We start from the raw sequence: 16,064 nt of genomic DNA, 5'->3' as shown, positions 1-16,064 counted from the left end.
CTCATGCATGATGAATCCGTGATTAACTGGCTTGGTTCATTCGACCCACGAAGCACACGGCTGGCATCTGTCTGTACTGGGAGTTTGCTTCTTGCCAGTGTTGGGCATCTTGACGGGAAGAGTGCCACTACACACTGGACTGTCCTTGATATTATGGAAGAAACATTTCCGAAAGTTAAGGTGGATCGGAGCCGCCACGTCATTATGGATGAAGAAGTTTTCACCTCCGCAGGAATCTCCGCCGGTATCGATCTTGCCCTTCAGATGGTCCGACTCGATTTTGGAGATGTACAGGCAGATTGGACTGCCCGTCACATGGAGTACGCCTTTGATAGTGACAACTTTCAGCGACGAATTGATATGAATCGTAGCTGACCCACGCGGTATGATATTATCCGTAGGCGTGAATTCCTCATTGGAATTCCTTAAACTCTCGCTCATTTCCATTTGAGACAGAAATAAGTAAGGAGTTAACCAGAATGAACAGACGACTTATTGCGTTGCTGGTATTTTTCACTTTTGTGGGGTGTTCCAATCCCCCATCTGATACCTCTCTTGTCGCCGTGCCAGTGGTGGACGCTGTTTCTACTCTGGATGCTGGTTTTGATGCGGAAACCCAGCGGAAGCTCGAGGAAAGGTTCGATTCTTACCTTAACTCGGATAATCTCCGGGAGTGGATGAAACATATGTCCTCCAAACCTCACCATGTAGGTTCTCCATGGAGTAAACAGAACGCTGAGTATATTGCCGCCAAGTTTGAGGAGTGGGGTTATGAAACTGAGATTGAACAGTTTGATGTTTTGCTCCCCATCCCAAAGGTGAGACTTTTAGAAATGGTCTCGCCTACCCGATTCACAGCAAAGCTTAAGGAGCCAGTTCTGGAGGAAGATGCTACTTCGTCCGTCATGGAAGATCGTCTCCCTGGGTACAACGCATACTCTGCCGATGGTGATGTGACAGCCGAACTGGTCTATGTCAATTACGGCATTCCTTCCGATTATGAAGTCTTGGAACGTCACGGTATCGATGTAAAGGGAAAGATTATCATTGCCCGCTATGGAGGTTCGTGGCGTGGGATCAAGCCGAAAGTGGCCTACGAAAAGGGGGCCATCGGCTGTATCATTTTCTCTGATCCCAGGGATGACGGCTACACACAAGGCGACGTTTATCCTGAAGGACCGTATAGAATGGAACACGGTATCCAGCGGGGATCGGTGGTGGACATGCCTATGTATCCTGGAGACCCTCTAACTCCGGGTTACGGCGCTGTGGATGGAGCCGAACGCCTCGATTACAAGGAAGCGCCCACTATTATGAAAATTCCTGTGCTTCCCATTTCCTATGCTGATGCCCAGCCGCTGCTGAAAGCTATGGAAGGTCCTGTGGCGCCGGCCAACTGGCGGGGGGCGCTGCCCATCACTTATCACCTGGGACCAGGACCTTCAACAGTACACCTGAAACTGGAATTTGAATGGAAACTGAGGACTGCCTACAATACCGTGGGGAGATTGGTTGGGAGCCAGTATCCCGATGAATGGGTTATGCGAGGGAATCACCATGATGGCTGGGTGTTCGGAGCTACGGACCCCATCAGCGGTATGGTTTCTCTCATGGAAGAGGCACGGGCTGTTGGTGAACTGACAAAAACGGGATGGAGGCCGAAGCGGACCATCATCTACGCCGGCTGGGATGCGGAAGAGCCAGGACTGCTCGGTTCCACTGAGTGGGTGGAACACCACAAGAAGGAACTCAGCGAAAAGATGGTGGCGTATATCAATACAGACGCTACCAGCCGGGGATTCCTCGGTATCAGTGGTTCACATACGCTGGAGAAGTTCGTGAATGAAGTAAGAGAAGAGGTGGATGATCCTCTTGTGGACGCTTCCTTACAAGAGAGGCTTCGGGCTAGGATGATGGTGAGCGGAAGTAAATATGCCGGCAGGGAAGATCTTCCCATTGGCGCCCTCGGTGCAGGCTCAGACTATACCGCCTTTATCCATCATGTTGGCATCGCTTCTCTGAATATGGGTATGGGGGGGGAAGCCGGCGGTGGTTCTTACCACTCCGTTTACGACTCCTTTGATCACTATACCCGCTTTATGGATCCAACCTTTGAGTACGGCGTGACCCTTGCAAAATCAACGGGCAGAGTGACACTTCGGCTTGCTGATACCGATGTGCTGCCATTCCGGTTCACCAATTTTGTGGATCATGTGGAGCAGTATGCAAAACAGTTGAAAGAATTTGCGTTAGAAACGAGAGAGAAGACCAAACACAACAACAAACTTGTTGATCAAAACGCATATTCGTTGATGGCTCACCCGGATAAAACTTATGTGGTGCCTAAGAAGCTCGATTCTGTTCCTTCGTTCGATTTCTCACCAATCGACAATGCTCTTGCCCGCCTGAGAGCGAGTGCGAACAGATATGAAGTAGTACTGACGAATATCATAAAAAGAGACGACCGACCGTCCGGAAGTGATGCGCAAACCTTGAACCAGATTCTCATGAAAAGTGAACGGGCCATGACGAGGGCGGAGGGCCTCCCCCGTCGGGATTGGTTCAAGCACATGATTTATGCGCCCGGTTATTATACCGGTTATGGTGTTAAAACATTCCCTGGTATACGGGAAGGGATAGAGGAACGAAAATGGGATGAGGTCAGTCTGTTTATCGGTGAAGTGGCGGCAGCACTCAACCGCGTTGCTGATGAGGTGGACAAGGCTACTTCTCTGCTATTGTAAAGGAGATCCATATCATGAAGAAGGTGCTTACGGTATTAGTCTGTTTCTTAACTATTTTTTCAGTCAGGGCCGCTAACGGCAGGCTGGCGATAATAAACGCAGAGCTCATCGATGGAAAAAGCGACCGTGTCCAGAGCGGTGTCACAGTTCTCATTTCCGATGGGAAAATTGAGTCAGTCAAGCGCGGTGGTAAAGTACCGAAAGATTATGAAACTATTGACATTGCCGGAGCAACACTTATGCCCGGATTCATTGACGCCCATACACACATCAGGTCTCTTTCCTCAGCAAAGCGTGCGCTGGAGTCCGGAGTTACTACGGTCCGGAGCGCCAGCACACCCAATTATCAGGATGTCAATCTTCGGGAACTGGTGAAATCAGGTGTCCTCTCCGGCCCCGATATGGTGGCGGCCGGTGTGTTTGTGACACCAAATCTCGGCGAAACGGCTCTGGCCGATCCGCGCCTCTCTGTTCTCATGAATGGAGTCAACAGCGAAGAGGAACTTCGAATGCTGGTTCGCATCAATGCCGACCGAGGAGTGGACTTTATCAAGACGCGGGGTACTGAACGGGCCGGGTTGCCCAACACCGATCCCAGGAAGCAGACTTATACCCAGGAACAGCTGGCCGTAATTGTGGATGAAGCCAACAAACACAACATTCCGGTTATGGCTCACGCTCATGGTGATGAAGGAGGTTATGCAGCTGTGGCCGCAGGGGTCAAAAGCATTGAACACGGCACCTATCTCAGCGAAAAGACCCTGAAGCTGATGAAGCAGAAGGGGACATATCTTGTTCCCACATTTACAACAGTGGTGGACCTTACCGAGCCGGGCGGCGACTACGACAATCCTGTTCTTTTCATTCGTGGTCAGCACATGTTGTCAGCCCTAGAAAAAACGGTAAAACGTGCCTATGAAATAGGCATTAAAATTGTCACTGGTGCGGACACCGGATACGGCCCCAACAGCGTCACTCGGGTGGGAATGGAGATCACCAACTTTGTGAAGCTGGGGATGAAACCGATGGATGCCATCCGCTCCGCTACAAGCGTCGGTGCGGAGCTGCTACAAATTTCTGACAGAACAGGTACTGTCACCGTGGGCAAGGAAGCTGATCTTGTTGTGGTTCCTGACAATCCGTTGGAAGACATACGTTCCGTTCAGGATGTGGTGTTGGTCATCAGTAACGGTGTGATTGCCATGAACCGTCTGCCATTCAGTAAGGAGTAGATAATGAAGTTTTCCAGATACCAGTTAGTAATCTCTGTAGCGATTGCGTTATCTTTTCTTTCCGCCACTCCTCAAAAGGCGCTTAAGATTTTCATCTCCGTGGATATGGAAGGCATCGGCGGCATAGGCACGGGGAAAATGACCAGTTATGGCGGAAAGGATTATGAAATAGGACGCAGGCTCATGACAGGAGAAGTAAATGCGGTGGCACAGACCATTTTTGAGAATGGACCGGCCCATATTCTGGTGAACGATTCCCATGGTGACATGCAGAATCTGATCCATCAGGACCTGGATCCGAGAGTCATCTACATTCAGGGAAATATCAAGCCGTTGGGGATGGTGCAAGGTCTCGATTCATCCTTTGACGCAGCCATTTTTCTCGGTTATCATGCCCGCGCGGGAACTGCCCGGGGATTCCTGGCCCATACAGGCTCTGGAGCTGTTAAAGGACTCTGGCTCAACGGTTTGGAGGTGGGTGAAGGCGGACTGAATGCCCATTATGCCGGTGAACAGGGTGTTCCTGTTATTCTGGCGGCGGGGGATGACGTTTTCACTGCTCAATTTGGTATACTTGTGAAGTGTGAACTGGTTACCACCAAGACAGCGGAGACTGCCCAGGTGGCTCGCCTGAAACATGGTGAAGTGGTCCGCCAGGAACTGGCTGAAGCCACCAGAAAAGCTCTGAAGAATCTGAAAAAAACCAAACCACTCAAAGTAAGTAATCCCGTTAAAATTAAAATGAAATTCTCAACCACCACTCAAGCGGATGTATTACAAGCCATCCCTGGAGTTGCTCTTGTTGACGGTTTCACGGTGTCTTATGAAGCCAATAATATGCGAGAGGCCTATCCTTTTATAAGACTGATGTATAAGTATGTGAAACCTTAAAAGAGGCTTAATGAATTCAGCATCTCCCGGACTCAAACGATCTCTTGGCATCTTTGACGGCATAGGCCTCCTTGTGGGGATCACTATCGGTGCCGGGATCTACTCCACTCCCCAGATCATCGCCGGCTACCTCAGTTCCTACGGCACGATCATGCTCCTCTGGATCGGTGTAGCTCTCTTTGTCTATGTAGGAAGTCTCATCTACGCGGAGCTAGGTAGTCGCTTCCCTGAAACGGGCGGAGAATATGTTTATATTCTTAAGGCTTTTGGGCCGTTCTGGGGATTCCTATTCGGTTGGGCTCAGCTTTTTATCATCCGCACCTCACCAGCCGCAGGCCTCTCGCTGGTTACCGCCAACTATATCGGTTTTTTCATTGACCTGAATCATACAGAAAAAATCATTATAGCACTGTCAGTCTTAGCCCTGTTCGGAGCATTGAATGTGGCTGGAGTTAATAAGGCCAGTTTCTACAATAAGCTCTCTTCAGCCGTAAAGATTGGTGGGTTGGCGATATTGGGTGTCATCGGGATGCTGCTGGTAAACAGTAAAGGGGATTTTCTGAGTCAAGCCTCTCATCCAACAGCGACACTCGGTCCGGTGGGGAATGTTATTGCGGCGCTTATGCTTGTCCTCTTTTCTTACATCGGCTGGGACAGGGTCGGCTATGTTGCAGGGGAGATGAAGAACCCGCGTAAGGTTATACCTCTCAGTATGTTTCTAGGTATGGGTATCATCATTGCTCTTTACCTTTTGATGAATACGCTTTATCATGCTACGCTGGGGATAGAAGGAATGCGGGATAGTACCATCGTCGCTTCCGACGCTGCGGTAAAGATTTTCGGCTCGGCCGGAGCCGGCGTTGTATCGCTGCTTGTGATTGTTTCGGCTACAGGCAGTATTAATGGTACCATTATGTCGGCAAGCCGTGTTTATTACGCCATGGCGCAAGATGGCCTGTTTTTCAGATGGTTGGACTATATCCACCCCAAGTTTCAGACCCCCACCCGTGCTATCTTTGCTCATTGCGTATGGGGAGCCGTCATCCTGGTCGTCCGTGGATCTTTTGAAACAATCGTTGCCGGGATGGTTTTTGCCATTCTTATCTTCTACATCTTTACCACTATCGCCTTGTTCAAATTCAGAAAAGAAGGGGCTGGATCCGAGGATGCCTATGAGATTCCCGGTTTTCCCGTTGTCCCGGGGCTCTATCTGGCGGGAATCGTAATTCTCATTTGCCTCCGGGGCTACTATGAGTGGGGGAAATCAGCCCAAGATCTAGCATTTGTGCTGACGGGGATTCCAGTCTATTTTCTCTGGTTCAGATCAAAAATAGACAGCTGATGGGATAAAGTGATGGTAACAATGCTTAAAGGATATTCTATGAAACATGTACTTCTACTTGCTTTCGTGACCACTTTAATCTTTGCAGGTGAAAAACCGGACAGCCTGGGGAATGCGCTTCCTATGGAGGCCACCAGGACAGTCTCCTTTACAACAGATGAAGGAACGTGGCTCTCTCTGGACATTTCTCCCAAGGGAAAGACTATCGTCTTCGAACTCCTTGGTGATCTTTACATACTTCCAATCCGAGGTGGCAAGGCCACCCGTATCACTTCCGGGATGGCTTTCGATTCCCAGCCGGCCTATTCGCCTAGCGGTGATTGGATCGCATTCCTGAGTGACCGTGACGGTGCGGAAAATTTGTGGATTGCCAGAGCTGACGGGAGTGAACCAAAGCAGCTAAGTAAGGATACCAACAAGTCGTTTGCTTCTCCCACATGGACGTCGGATGGCGACTACGTCATCGTATCTCGGTCTGGCTGGGGGACTTTTGAGCTTTGGATGTACCACGTGAAGGGCGGTTCAGGTGTGCAAATCACAAAGGCGAGCCCAGATAACGACACACCGAGAAGCCGTCAGCACAATGCCCTTGGTGCTGACCTTTCTCCCGATGGAAAGTTTATTTATTATGCTCGGCGCATTGGAGGTTTTTCCTACAATGCCCAGTTTCCCATGTGGCAAATCGCCCGTCGTGATATGGTCACCGGGGATGAAGATATCATTACCAGGAATGAGGGGAGTGGCATCCGCCCGGCCATTTCTCCGGATGGCAAAAAGATGGTCTACGGTACAAGGTATAAGACCAAGACCGGGCTCCGGATTCGCGATCTTGAAACAGCTGAGGACAGTTGGCTCATCTATCCTGTGCAAAGGGACGACCAGGAGTCTCGCTTTACACGGGATCTTTTGCCGGGCTACGCCTTTCATCCCAACGGTAGGGAAATTTTCCTCACTTATGGTGGGCAGATTCACAGTGTGGATATCAGGACCGGAAAGTCAAGGCGAATCCCGTTTGAGGCCAAAGTTGAACAGGATTTGGGCCCTAACCTCAACTTTCCCTATAGGGTTGCAGATGGCCCTGTCCGTTCTCGTATAATCATGGATCCAGCTCAGTCTCCAGATGGAAAACAACTTGCTTTTTCTACGTTTACTCATCTTTATACCATGGAATTGCCTGAAGGAATACCTCAACGGCTTTCTTCAAAGGATGTGGGTGAATTCCAGCCTTCCTGGTCCCCGGATGGGAAATGGCTAGCTTATGTAACCTGGACTCACGCCGGTGGTCATATTTGGAAGATTCGTGCCCGTGGCGGGAACCCCATCAAACTTACAAAAACCCCCGCCTTTTATGCTGAACCGATATGGACCCCGGATGGCGAAAGAATTATTTCGTTGAGAGGATCATCTTATCTGAGAATTCAATCACCCAGTGAATTTGGTGGACCAAACACTCCTATGGATCTGATTAGTGTGGATGCCAATGGCAGCGATTTTAAAATGATACTTCCTGCCCGGGGTTTGGGCAAACCTCACTTCCTAGAAGGTATGTCCGATCGTGTTTACCTCTACAGTGGAAGAAACGGGATTGTTTCCGTGAGACTTGACGGCTCCGACAGGCGGGAACACCTCAATGTCAAAGGGAAAGGAAATTATGCCTCTACAGAACCGGTGCCCGCTAGGGACGTTCAGCTTAGTCCCAATGGAAAGTGGGCCTTGGCCAGTGTTCAGAACCAGCTCTACTTCCTGGCGGTTCCCAAGGTTGGCGGTTCGGCGCCAGTGGTGAATGTCAGCTCTCCCTCAGTTCCTGTAATAAAATTGACGAATATCGGTGCTGACTATTTTGGGTGGAGCGATGGCGGGAAAAAGGTCACATGGTCCATCGGTTCAACATTCTATAGCATGCCAGTCGATTCTCTATCTTTTGAAGAGATTGAGAAGGAAAAAAGTGAAGACACAGAAGATGATTCAGATAGCGAGGAAGAGCCAAAACCATTACTGGAGGAAGCTCCTTTTATTCAAGCTGTAGAGGTTATTGTTGAAAAGGAAAGATATTCACCTACCGGTACAATTGTTTTAAGTGGTGCACGCGTTATCACCATGAATGATAATCAGATTATTGAGAACTGTGATATTGTTATCGAAAATAACAGAATCTTACGCATTGGTAGAATCGGTACCGTACGCATTCCCGACGATGCTGCAATCTTTGATGTATCAGGGATGACGATTGTTCCCGGTTTTATCGATACTCATGCCCACTGGATGGAAGTGAGGAAGGGTATACTGGATCTCCAAAACTGGAGTTTCCTTGCCAACGTTGCTTACGGCGTGACAGCCGGACTAGACGTTCAGACATCCACAAATGATATGTTTGCTTATCAGGATCTGGTGGAGACGGGACAGATCATCGGTCCCCGAGCCTACAACACCGGCCCCGGAATTTTTTCCAATAACAACTTCCAGAGTATGGAAGAGGCTAAGGGTGTCATTAAGCGGTATCGGGATCACTACCGGACACGGAACCTGAAATCCTATGTAGTGGGTAATAGGAAGCAGCGTCAGTTTGTCGCCATGGCTGCCCACGAGCTGGGTATGATGCCTACTACAGAGGGTGCGTTGGATTTAAAATTAGATCTGACACATGCTATCGATGGCTTCCACGGAAACGAACATGCACTTCCCATTGTGCCACTCTACAAAGATGTGGTTGAGTTAGTTGCTCGGAGCGGCATGACTTATACACCAACCCTTCTTGTGGCTTACGGAGGCCCCTGGGCGGAGAACTATTTTTACACCAACACGGAAGTTCACGATAATAAGAAAGTTCAGCGTTTTATACCCGATAACATCATTCAGTCGAGGACGCGTCGCCGCCCTTGGTTCCGGGATGATGAACATGTTTTTCCGAAGCTGGCGGCCCAAGCCGCTAAAATTACCCGCGCCGGTGGGCGTGTGGGCGTGGGTGCTCACGGACAGCTTCAGGGCATTGGTTACCATTGGGAGCTGTGGGCGCTCCAGAGCGGTGGAATGACAGAAATGGAAGCGCTGAGAGCTGCCACCCTCCACGGCGCTGAAATTATTGGCGTCGGCCGTGACCTCGGCTCTATCGAAAACGGAAAACTGGCTGATATGATCATTCTTAAAAAGAATCCTCTGGAAGATATAAAAAATACCAATACTATCAGGTACGTCATGGTAAATGGCGAACTTTTCGACAGCAACACTATGAAAAAATTGTGGCCTGAAGAGAAGGAGATAGAACCGCTCTGGTGGTGGGACGACGGTCCGGCAGAAAAATGAGAAAACTTTTTTTTATTGCTGTTTTGTTCATATTTGTTGTCTGTGAAGACGAGGAAGAACCACTCGAAGAACCACTCTGCAACATAAAGGCAACACTTGAAGACTACAGCGACCTGGATGGTTGCGGATTTGTCATAATGTTAAAGGACAGTACTATCCTTGAGATAGGAGATTATGATGAAGAGCCAGACTTTAGTTTCAGAGACGGAATGGCAGTGAACATCTCCTACGAACAGATGGAAAGCATCGCTACTATCTGCATGGTAGGTCCTATTGTCAGAATTACTTGCATGGAAAAGAACGGGAATGATGGCTGAACTGATTTTTAGTGATGTCTGGGCTAGATCCTGGGGTGAGAGGCTAGCTACCAGCGATGCCTATCGTACCGCCGCTGATAAATGGGAAGGTGATATTGTCATGGTTTTGGAACCTGATGCCAAAATGGGTATAGAAAAACAGAGTGTTTATCTTGATCTGATGCACGGTGACTGCCGAGAAGCGCGGGCTGCTACGGAAAGGGATTTGGATGAGGCAGTTTATGTCATATCAGCACGAGCGGAAAACTGGAAAAAGATTCTTGAAGGATCACTGGACCCCATCATGGCACTCATGCGGGGCAAGTTGAAACTGGAAAAAGGGAATTTGGGAAGCTTGTTACCTCACACCTCTGCTGCAAAGGAACTTGTGGTTGCAGCCCGTGAGATTGAAACCGATTTTCCTGAAGGTTGGAATTAGCTGTATTAACTTTGTCTTATCATGTTAGAGTAAATGTATGAGAACTGAATTCACGACTCTCTCCAACGGTCTTAACAGAAATCATGTTATGTCTCGCCTCTGGGAAAAGGCGAAAAAGCTCGGCACTTGGAACCCGGATGACATTGACCTCTCTAAAGACAAAACTGACTGGGGAAACCTATCCGATTCTGAACGTGACCTTACATTGAATGTTGCCACACTCTTCCTGTCTGGAGAAGAGGCGGTCACCCTGGATCTTTTGCCTCTTTTAAGTGTAGTTACCGGTGAAAATCGTCTGGAAGAGGAAATGTATCTCACTTCTTTTCTCTGGGAAGAAGCCAAGCATGTGGATTTCTTTCACCGTTATCTTGATACTGTTATGACAGATTCGGGTGACCTCAGTCGTTACCATACAGAAAGTTACAGGGCCATTTTTTATGAGACTCTTCCCAAAGCCATGGCACTTCTTAAGAATGATAAATCGCCTCAAACCCAGGCCGAGGCTTCCGTGACTTACAATATAGTGGTTGAAGGGATTTTGGCGGAAACGGGTTACAATGGTTGGTACCAGATTCTTCAAGAATCAGGTCTTCTTCCAGGCATGCTGGAGGGGATCAAATTTGTACAGAGAGATGAATCCCGTCATCTTCGTTTTGGTGTCTATTTTATTTCTCGCCTGGTGGCGGAACACGGCGATTCCGTCTGGGATGCGGTGGAGAAGAAAATGGAGACCCTTCTGATGCCGGCCATCGGTGTTATCAACGAACTGTTTGATTATCAGGAAGCTAAACACGGTGAGGTAGCATTTGGATTGAAGCGGGAGGATTTTGTGGATTTTGCAGTTGTTCAATTTCAGAAGCGGATGGATCGTATTGAAAAATCCCGTGAGTTATCATTGGAAGATGTCATGTTTAAGGACTTAACAGAGGACTTTGATCCCGAACCTTTCTGAAGTCGGTTGAACATATAGATGTTCGAACCAACGGAGAGCTCATTTATCTGGAGGATTCAACCCACTGGCTTCAGCACGAAGTGCCGGGAAAAGTTAATTCTTTGCTTCTGGAATTTCTCAGCGCCTGAACTCTCCTAAAAAACCTGATTAGCCCTCAAATTACAATGACTAATAACAGATTCAATTGTAAGTTAATAGAAGGGAATTTTTCCTCAGTTTAAGCACGGGGCATTTTTGGAAGATCTTTACCATAAACGAAGTACATATTTCGGTTTTCAGAAGGAGTACATAGCCGAATTCGTTTACGGTGGTATTGATGGTACTATCACCACGTTCGCGGTTGTTGCCGGTGCTGCTGGTGCGGAACTCGCCCTTCCCATTGTTTTGATTCTCGGGTTTGCCAACCTCATTGCCGATGGCTTTGCTATGTCTGTGGGGAGTTATTTTTCCGCGAAGGCTGAGCATGAATCGTATGAGAAACACAAAGCTGTGGAATATTGGGAAATTGAGAACCTTCGTGAAAAGGAGGTTGAGGAGATTCGGGAGATCTACCAGAATAAGGGATTCACAGGGGACTTGTTACATCAGGTGGTGGATGTTATAACATCCGATGACGACGTGTGGGTAGACACAATGATGAAAGAAGAGTTGGAATTGATGAAAGATGAAAGGCCGCCGTGGAAACGGGGGCTGGTCACATTTATCGCATTCAACCTTATCGGTTTTATTCCGTTGATGGCTTATGTCCTCGCTGGGTTCACAAAAGCCAATGCGTCCGATCTTTTTATGGTCTCATCTATTTCTACGGGGGCCGCCCTGGCTCTCATCGGTGCCTTAAAAGGATTTGTCACCGAACAAAGCCGAATCAAAGGGATTGTTGAAACAGTTCTGCTAGGCGGTGTCGCCGCTACCATCGCCTTTTTTGTTGGTGACGTCCTGGAGAAAATCCTTTGACATTGGCATTCTAAGTTAAGGTACCCTGTCAGCTTTGCCGGAAGCGGTCACAAATGGTCTTATCGTTTCAGTAGAGAGTGAATTCATTCCTGAACGCTCCAATCCTGACCAGCCTCTCTTTTTCTTCGCCTACCATATCACGATAAGGAATGAGGGTGACCACCCGCTTACGCTTAAGAACCGCTACTGGCACATCACCGACGCAGCCGGACAAGTAGAAGAAGTTCGGGGCCCTGGTGTTGTAGGTTATCAACCGCGGCTGGAAAAAGATCAGTCATTCCAATATACCAGTTTCTGCCCCCTTCGGACGGAATTCGGCATCATGAAAGGGACCTATGAGATGGTTTGGGACGACGGCGAAACCTTCGATGCAGAAATTCCTGCCTTTCAGCTGGTGACACCTCATTCGGTCAACTAATTATACAATATTGAAAAAGGGGGAATTATGAAAACCGGTACAGTAAGAGAATATGATCAGTCGAAAGGATTTGGTTTCATCGAATCTGATGACGGGGACGATCTCTTCGTCCATGTCAGCGGATTGCGTGTAGATCTCCAAAAACAGGGATTGAGACAGGGCCTGCATGTTCAGTTTGATGTGCAATATGATGTGAAAGGTGATAGGGCTGTAAATGTGAAGATTGCTGACTGACTGATTTCTGAATGACGGATTGGTTCAGTGCTATTGCCGAGCTAACGGCTGATTTGTCCGATATCGTCTGGGGTGTCTGGACAATCATTCTCCTTTGCGGAGTTGGTTTACTTCTTACTTGGAAAACCAAGTTTGTTCAGGTCACAAATTTTGTAAAATCCCTCAGGTTAATCTCCAGTGGTGCTTTGAAACGGGACAGTTTAGTAGAAGGAACCGGTGACATTTCTCCTTTCCAGGCTTTCACCACCGCACTCTCCGCCACCATCGGCAATGGAAATGTAGCGGGCGTTGCAACTGCCATTGCCATAGGTGGTCCCGGCGCCGCCTTCTGGATGTGGACAGTGTCTTTATTTGGAATGGCAACCAAATATGCGGAAGCTGTTCTTGGTGTAAAATATCGTCAAAAAGCTGAGGATGGGACCATGCTGGGAGGGCCTATGGTTTATCTCAAAGAAGGTCTTGGTATGAACCGGTTGAGTCTCTTTTTTGCTATCTCAGCCCTTTTCGGTGGGATCGGGGCCGGCAACATGACTCAGTCAAATTCTATTGCTTTGGTCCTGTTCAGTGATTTCGGCATTCCAAAATGGTTCAGTGGGCTGGTGCTGGCATTGGCACTTTGGGCAGTCATCATCGGTGGCATTCACAGGATAGGCCGCGTAGCGGAGAAACTTGTCCCTTCAATGGCGCTGGTTTATGTCCTCAGTTGTCTTGCTATACTCGTGGTGAATATTACAGAAGTACCCGGGGCATTTGCTTTGATTATCAGGAGTGCATTCAGTGGTACGGCTGCCGCCGGGGGATTTGCTGGTGCTAATGTGGCCAGAGCGATGGCTTACGGTTTTCGTCGGGGGACTATCTCCAGTGAGGCGGGTGTCGGTACTGCCGCAATTGCTCACGGTGCGTCACGAACCACGGATCCTCACCAGCAAGGTATTATCGGAATGATGGGTGTATTCATTGACACCATGGTTGTTTCAAGTATGACAGCTCTTGTGCTTGTTTCCACCGGTGTATGGTCCTCCGGCCTTATCAGTACCGAAATGACATCAGCTGCATTCAAAAGTGTGTTACCGTTCGGCGGTGCCATTATTGTGCTTGTATCGGTACTCTTCGGGTTTACAACAATGGTGGGATGGGCATACTACTGTGAACAGTCCCTCCGTCATGCCGGTGGAATAAAACTGTCCATCCCTTTTCGATGGGTCTATTGCGGACTTGCTGGTTTGGGTGCAATATTTCAGGTGAAACCACTCTGGGATTGGGCCGATATCTTCATGGGTTTCATGGTGTTTGCAAACCTTACAGCCCTTGTTGCCCTTAGCGGAGAGGTAAGAAAGATTAGTAGATCATGAGTAAGGTAAATCCCGTTGTTATTTCTACCTGGTATCACGGAGAGAAGGCCAATGATGCATCAGCAAAAGTCCTTTTGGGCCGTGGTTCTGCACTGGATGCGGTGGTGGCTGGTGCAGCGGTTTCAGAGGAGGATCCCACCGTCATGGACGTTGGCTACGGTGGACTGCCAGATGAGGATGGTATCGTCACTCTGGATGCCGCGGTCATGGGATCTGATGGTCGCAGCGGTTCGGTGGCAGGAATGGGAGGGATTGTCAATGCGGCAGCGGTGGCTAGGAAAGTGATGGAAGAGACCAAACACGCCATGATTGTTGGTGAAGGAGCGAAAAGATTTGCACTTAAGATGGGGTTCCAGGAAAAAGATCTTCTTACTGAAGAGGCACAAAGGCGGTGGCTGGAGTGGAAAGAAAATCCTGAGCAATCGACGTCATGGCTAAATGGTCAATCCAATCACGAAACATTGGGAATTGTTGCCATGGATCAGAAAGGTGATCTGTCTGGGGCATGTACCACCAGCGGTGCTGCATGGAAGATTCACGGTCGAGTGGGTGATTCACCTCTCATTGGTGCGGGGCTTTATGTGGACAATGAAGTAGGTGCTGCCGCAGCCACCGGGGCGGGTCTGGAAGTGATCGCCGTCTGTGGAAGTTTCCTAGTCGTAGAAAATATGCGGCAGGGAATCTCAGCCCAGAAAGCCTGTGAAAATGCTCTCCAGAGGATAATCGACAGGCACGGGGGAGATGTGGAATTTCAGGTCGGTTTTGTGGCCCTCAGGAAAGATGGTGAAACGGGCGCTGCTTCAATCATGAATCCATTTGAATTTGCTCTCTTTCGTGATGGTAAGAACCGGTTGGCGAAGGCAAAAGCAATGCTGGATAAACACACTTCGTTTTATAACATCTATCGATGAAATTGGTCTAATGAGTCTGAGACCTTCAACAGCTGAAATGGAATCTTCACTGAGCATCATCCGGGAATTTTTGTCTATAACTCCCCTGAATATAGAAAGTGACCTCAGTACACTTACGGAAACCACAACCTATGTGAAACATGAGTATAAATCACCAGTTAACTCATTCAAAGCCAGGGGGGCTTTAACACTTGTACATAGTCTTTCGCGATCCGGTGATGTGACAAAAGTGATCACCGCTTCAACGGGTAATCATGGTTCCGCCATGGCTTATGCCTGCCAGAAATTTGATTTGCCAATCACAGTGGTTGTGCCGGAAGGAGCAGATGAAAGTAAAGTTGCCTTGATCCGCAAATTTGACGCCGATCTTCAATTTTTAGGCAGAGATTTGGACGAAGCGAAAAACCAGATCTTGGAGTGGACTCTGCCCAAGGGTCATTTGTTTATTGAAGATGGGGCTGTACCAGAAATTGTGGTTGGTACCGCTACCATTGGTTACGAGATCGCGCAACAAATCGATGAAAATCTTGATGTAGTTATAGTTCCTGTGGGAAACGGCTCTCTTATTAGCGGTATTGGCACTGCTTTGAAAGAGAAGAATCCTTCCACCCGGGTCATAAGTGTGCAATCGGAAGAGGCTCCTTGTATGACCTATTCATTTCATGAAAAGAAGCCTGTCAATACAGACAGTTGCAATACCTTTGCTGGCGGTATCGCTGTTCGTGTGGCTATCCCGCAGGCGGTAGACCTTATGCTGGATGTTGTGGATGATGCCATACTGGTTTCCGAAAATGACCTCAAAAGGGCAATGGGACTCTTTTTTAACAACGTGGGCGTGTTGGTAGAAGGTGCAGGTGCCGCGGCCTTGGCAGGTGCATTAAAATTGAAGGATGATCTTAAGGGAAAATCCATTTGTTTATTGGCCACAGGCTGCAATGTGGATAGTTTTCTTGAACAGGAGATTCTCAGGGACTATGTGTAATAGGATGAGAGGCATCC

Annotated in this window: 15 protein-coding genes; all 15 read left to right on the top strand. The window is 48.5% G+C overall.

The window, feature by feature from the left end; all coding sequences use genetic code 11:
• Positions 1-375: DJ-1/PfpI family protein (locus tag EYO21_03340; GenBank protein ID HIB02846.1), on the top strand; the 375-nt coding region annotated here is incomplete at its 5' end.
• 104 nt (positions 376-479) lie between these two features.
• On the top strand, positions 480-2,744 hold the full coding sequence (locus tag EYO21_03335) for a M28 family peptidase (GenBank protein ID HIB02845.1): 2,265 nt from the start codon (positions 480-482) through the stop codon (positions 2,742-2,744).
• Between the two features lie 14 nt (positions 2,745-2,758).
• A complete protein-coding gene (locus EYO21_03330) occupies positions 2,759-3,976 on the top strand; it encodes an amidohydrolase family protein (protein HIB02844.1) in 1,218 nt (405 codons plus the stop codon).
• Positions 3,977-3,979: 3 nt separating this feature from the next.
• Entirely contained in the window at positions 3,980-4,867 is an 888-nt protein-coding gene (locus tag EYO21_03325) for a peptidase M55 (GenBank protein HIB02843.1), read from the top strand.
• Between the two features lie 10 nt (positions 4,868-4,877).
• Positions 4,878-6,209: an amino acid permease gene (locus EYO21_03320; protein HIB02842.1), complete on the top strand. Its 1,332-nt coding sequence runs from the start codon at positions 4,878-4,880 to the stop codon at positions 6,207-6,209.
• Between the two features lie 12 nt (positions 6,210-6,221).
• Positions 6,222-9,509, top strand: coding sequence for an amidohydrolase (locus tag EYO21_03315; GenBank protein ID HIB02841.1), 3,288 nt, complete (start codon positions 6,222-6,224; stop codon positions 9,507-9,509).
• A complete protein-coding gene (locus tag EYO21_03310) occupies positions 9,506-9,826 on the top strand; it encodes a hypothetical protein (GenBank protein HIB02840.1) in 321 nt (106 codons plus the stop codon). The genes EYO21_03315 and EYO21_03310 overlap by 4 nt, the downstream gene beginning before the upstream one ends.
• Positions 9,819-10,244 (top strand): Fis family transcriptional regulator, encoded by a 426-nt coding sequence (locus EYO21_03305; GenBank protein ID HIB02839.1) that lies wholly within the window; start codon positions 9,819-9,821, stop codon positions 10,242-10,244. Before EYO21_03310 ends, EYO21_03305 begins: the two co-directional genes overlap by 8 nt.
• Positions 10,245-10,281: 37 nt before the next feature.
• Positions 10,282-11,196: a R2-like ligand-binding oxidase gene (locus EYO21_03300; GenBank protein HIB02838.1), complete on the top strand. Its 915-nt coding sequence runs from the start codon at positions 10,282-10,284 to the stop codon at positions 11,194-11,196.
• Positions 11,197-11,430: 234 nt separating this feature from the next.
• On the top strand, positions 11,431-12,150 hold the full coding sequence (locus EYO21_03295) for a hypothetical protein (GenBank protein ID HIB02837.1): 720 nt from the start codon (positions 11,431-11,433) through the stop codon (positions 12,148-12,150).
• Positions 12,151-12,184: 34 nt separating this feature from the next.
• A complete protein-coding gene (gene apaG / locus EYO21_03290; protein ID HIB02836.1) occupies positions 12,185-12,568 on the top strand; it encodes a Co2+/Mg2+ efflux protein ApaG in 384 nt (127 codons plus the stop codon).
• 27 nt (positions 12,569-12,595) lie between these two features.
• Positions 12,596-12,802, top strand: coding sequence for a cold-shock protein (locus EYO21_03285; protein ID HIB02835.1), 207 nt, complete (start codon positions 12,596-12,598; stop codon positions 12,800-12,802).
• A gap of 32 nt (positions 12,803-12,834) precedes the next feature.
• A complete protein-coding gene (locus EYO21_03280) occupies positions 12,835-14,154 on the top strand; it encodes a sodium:alanine symporter family protein (GenBank protein HIB02834.1) in 1,320 nt (439 codons plus the stop codon).
• A complete protein-coding gene (locus EYO21_03275; protein ID HIB02833.1) occupies positions 14,151-15,065 on the top strand; it encodes a glycosylasparaginase in 915 nt (304 codons plus the stop codon). Before EYO21_03280 ends, EYO21_03275 begins: the two co-directional genes overlap by 4 nt.
• A complete protein-coding gene (locus EYO21_03270; GenBank protein HIB02832.1) occupies positions 14,992-16,047 on the top strand; it encodes a pyridoxal-phosphate dependent enzyme in 1,056 nt (351 codons plus the stop codon). Before EYO21_03275 ends, EYO21_03270 begins: the two co-directional genes overlap by 74 nt.
• The last annotated feature ends 17 nt before the right edge of the window (positions 16,048-16,064 follow it).

Source organism: Candidatus Neomarinimicrobiota bacterium (assembly GCA_012964825.1).
Taxonomy (GTDB): domain Bacteria; phylum Fidelibacterota; class Marinisomatia; order Marinisomatales; family S15-B10; genus UBA2125.
The sequence above is the reverse complement of the archived record's forward strand: the minus strand, read 5'-3'. Positions and strand labels throughout refer to the sequence as shown.

What these genes read in the sequence shown, in the direction of transcription:
- EYO21_03335 (HIB02845.1), top strand. Translation starts at nt 480, where the DNA reads ATGAACAGACGACTTATTGCGTTGCTGGTATTTTTCACTTTTGTGGGG.
- EYO21_03330 (HIB02844.1), top strand. Translation starts at nt 2,759, where the DNA reads ATGAAGAAGGTGCTTACGGTATTAGTCTGTTTCTTAACTATTTTTTCA.
- EYO21_03325 (HIB02843.1), top strand. Translation starts at nt 3,980, where the DNA reads ATGAAGTTTTCCAGATACCAGTTAGTAATCTCTGTAGCGATTGCGTTA.
- EYO21_03320 (HIB02842.1), top strand. Translation starts at nt 4,878, where the DNA reads ATGAATTCAGCATCTCCCGGACTCAAACGATCTCTTGGCATCTTTGAC.
- EYO21_03315 (HIB02841.1), top strand. Translation starts at nt 6,222, where the DNA reads ATGGTAACAATGCTTAAAGGATATTCTATGAAACATGTACTTCTACTT.
- EYO21_03310 (HIB02840.1), top strand. Translation starts at nt 9,506, where the DNA reads ATGAGAAAACTTTTTTTTATTGCTGTTTTGTTCATATTTGTTGTCTGT.
- EYO21_03305 (HIB02839.1), top strand. Translation starts at nt 9,819, where the DNA reads ATGGCTGAACTGATTTTTAGTGATGTCTGGGCTAGATCCTGGGGTGAG.
- EYO21_03300 (HIB02838.1), top strand. Translation starts at nt 10,282, where the DNA reads ATGAGAACTGAATTCACGACTCTCTCCAACGGTCTTAACAGAAATCAT.
- EYO21_03285 (HIB02835.1), top strand. Translation starts at nt 12,596, where the DNA reads ATGAAAACCGGTACAGTAAGAGAATATGATCAGTCGAAAGGATTTGGT.
- EYO21_03275 (HIB02833.1), top strand. Translation starts at nt 14,151, where the DNA reads ATGAGTAAGGTAAATCCCGTTGTTATTTCTACCTGGTATCACGGAGAG.
- EYO21_03270 (HIB02832.1), top strand. Translation starts at nt 14,992, where the DNA reads ATGGTAAGAACCGGTTGGCGAAGGCAAAAGCAATGCTGGATAAACACA.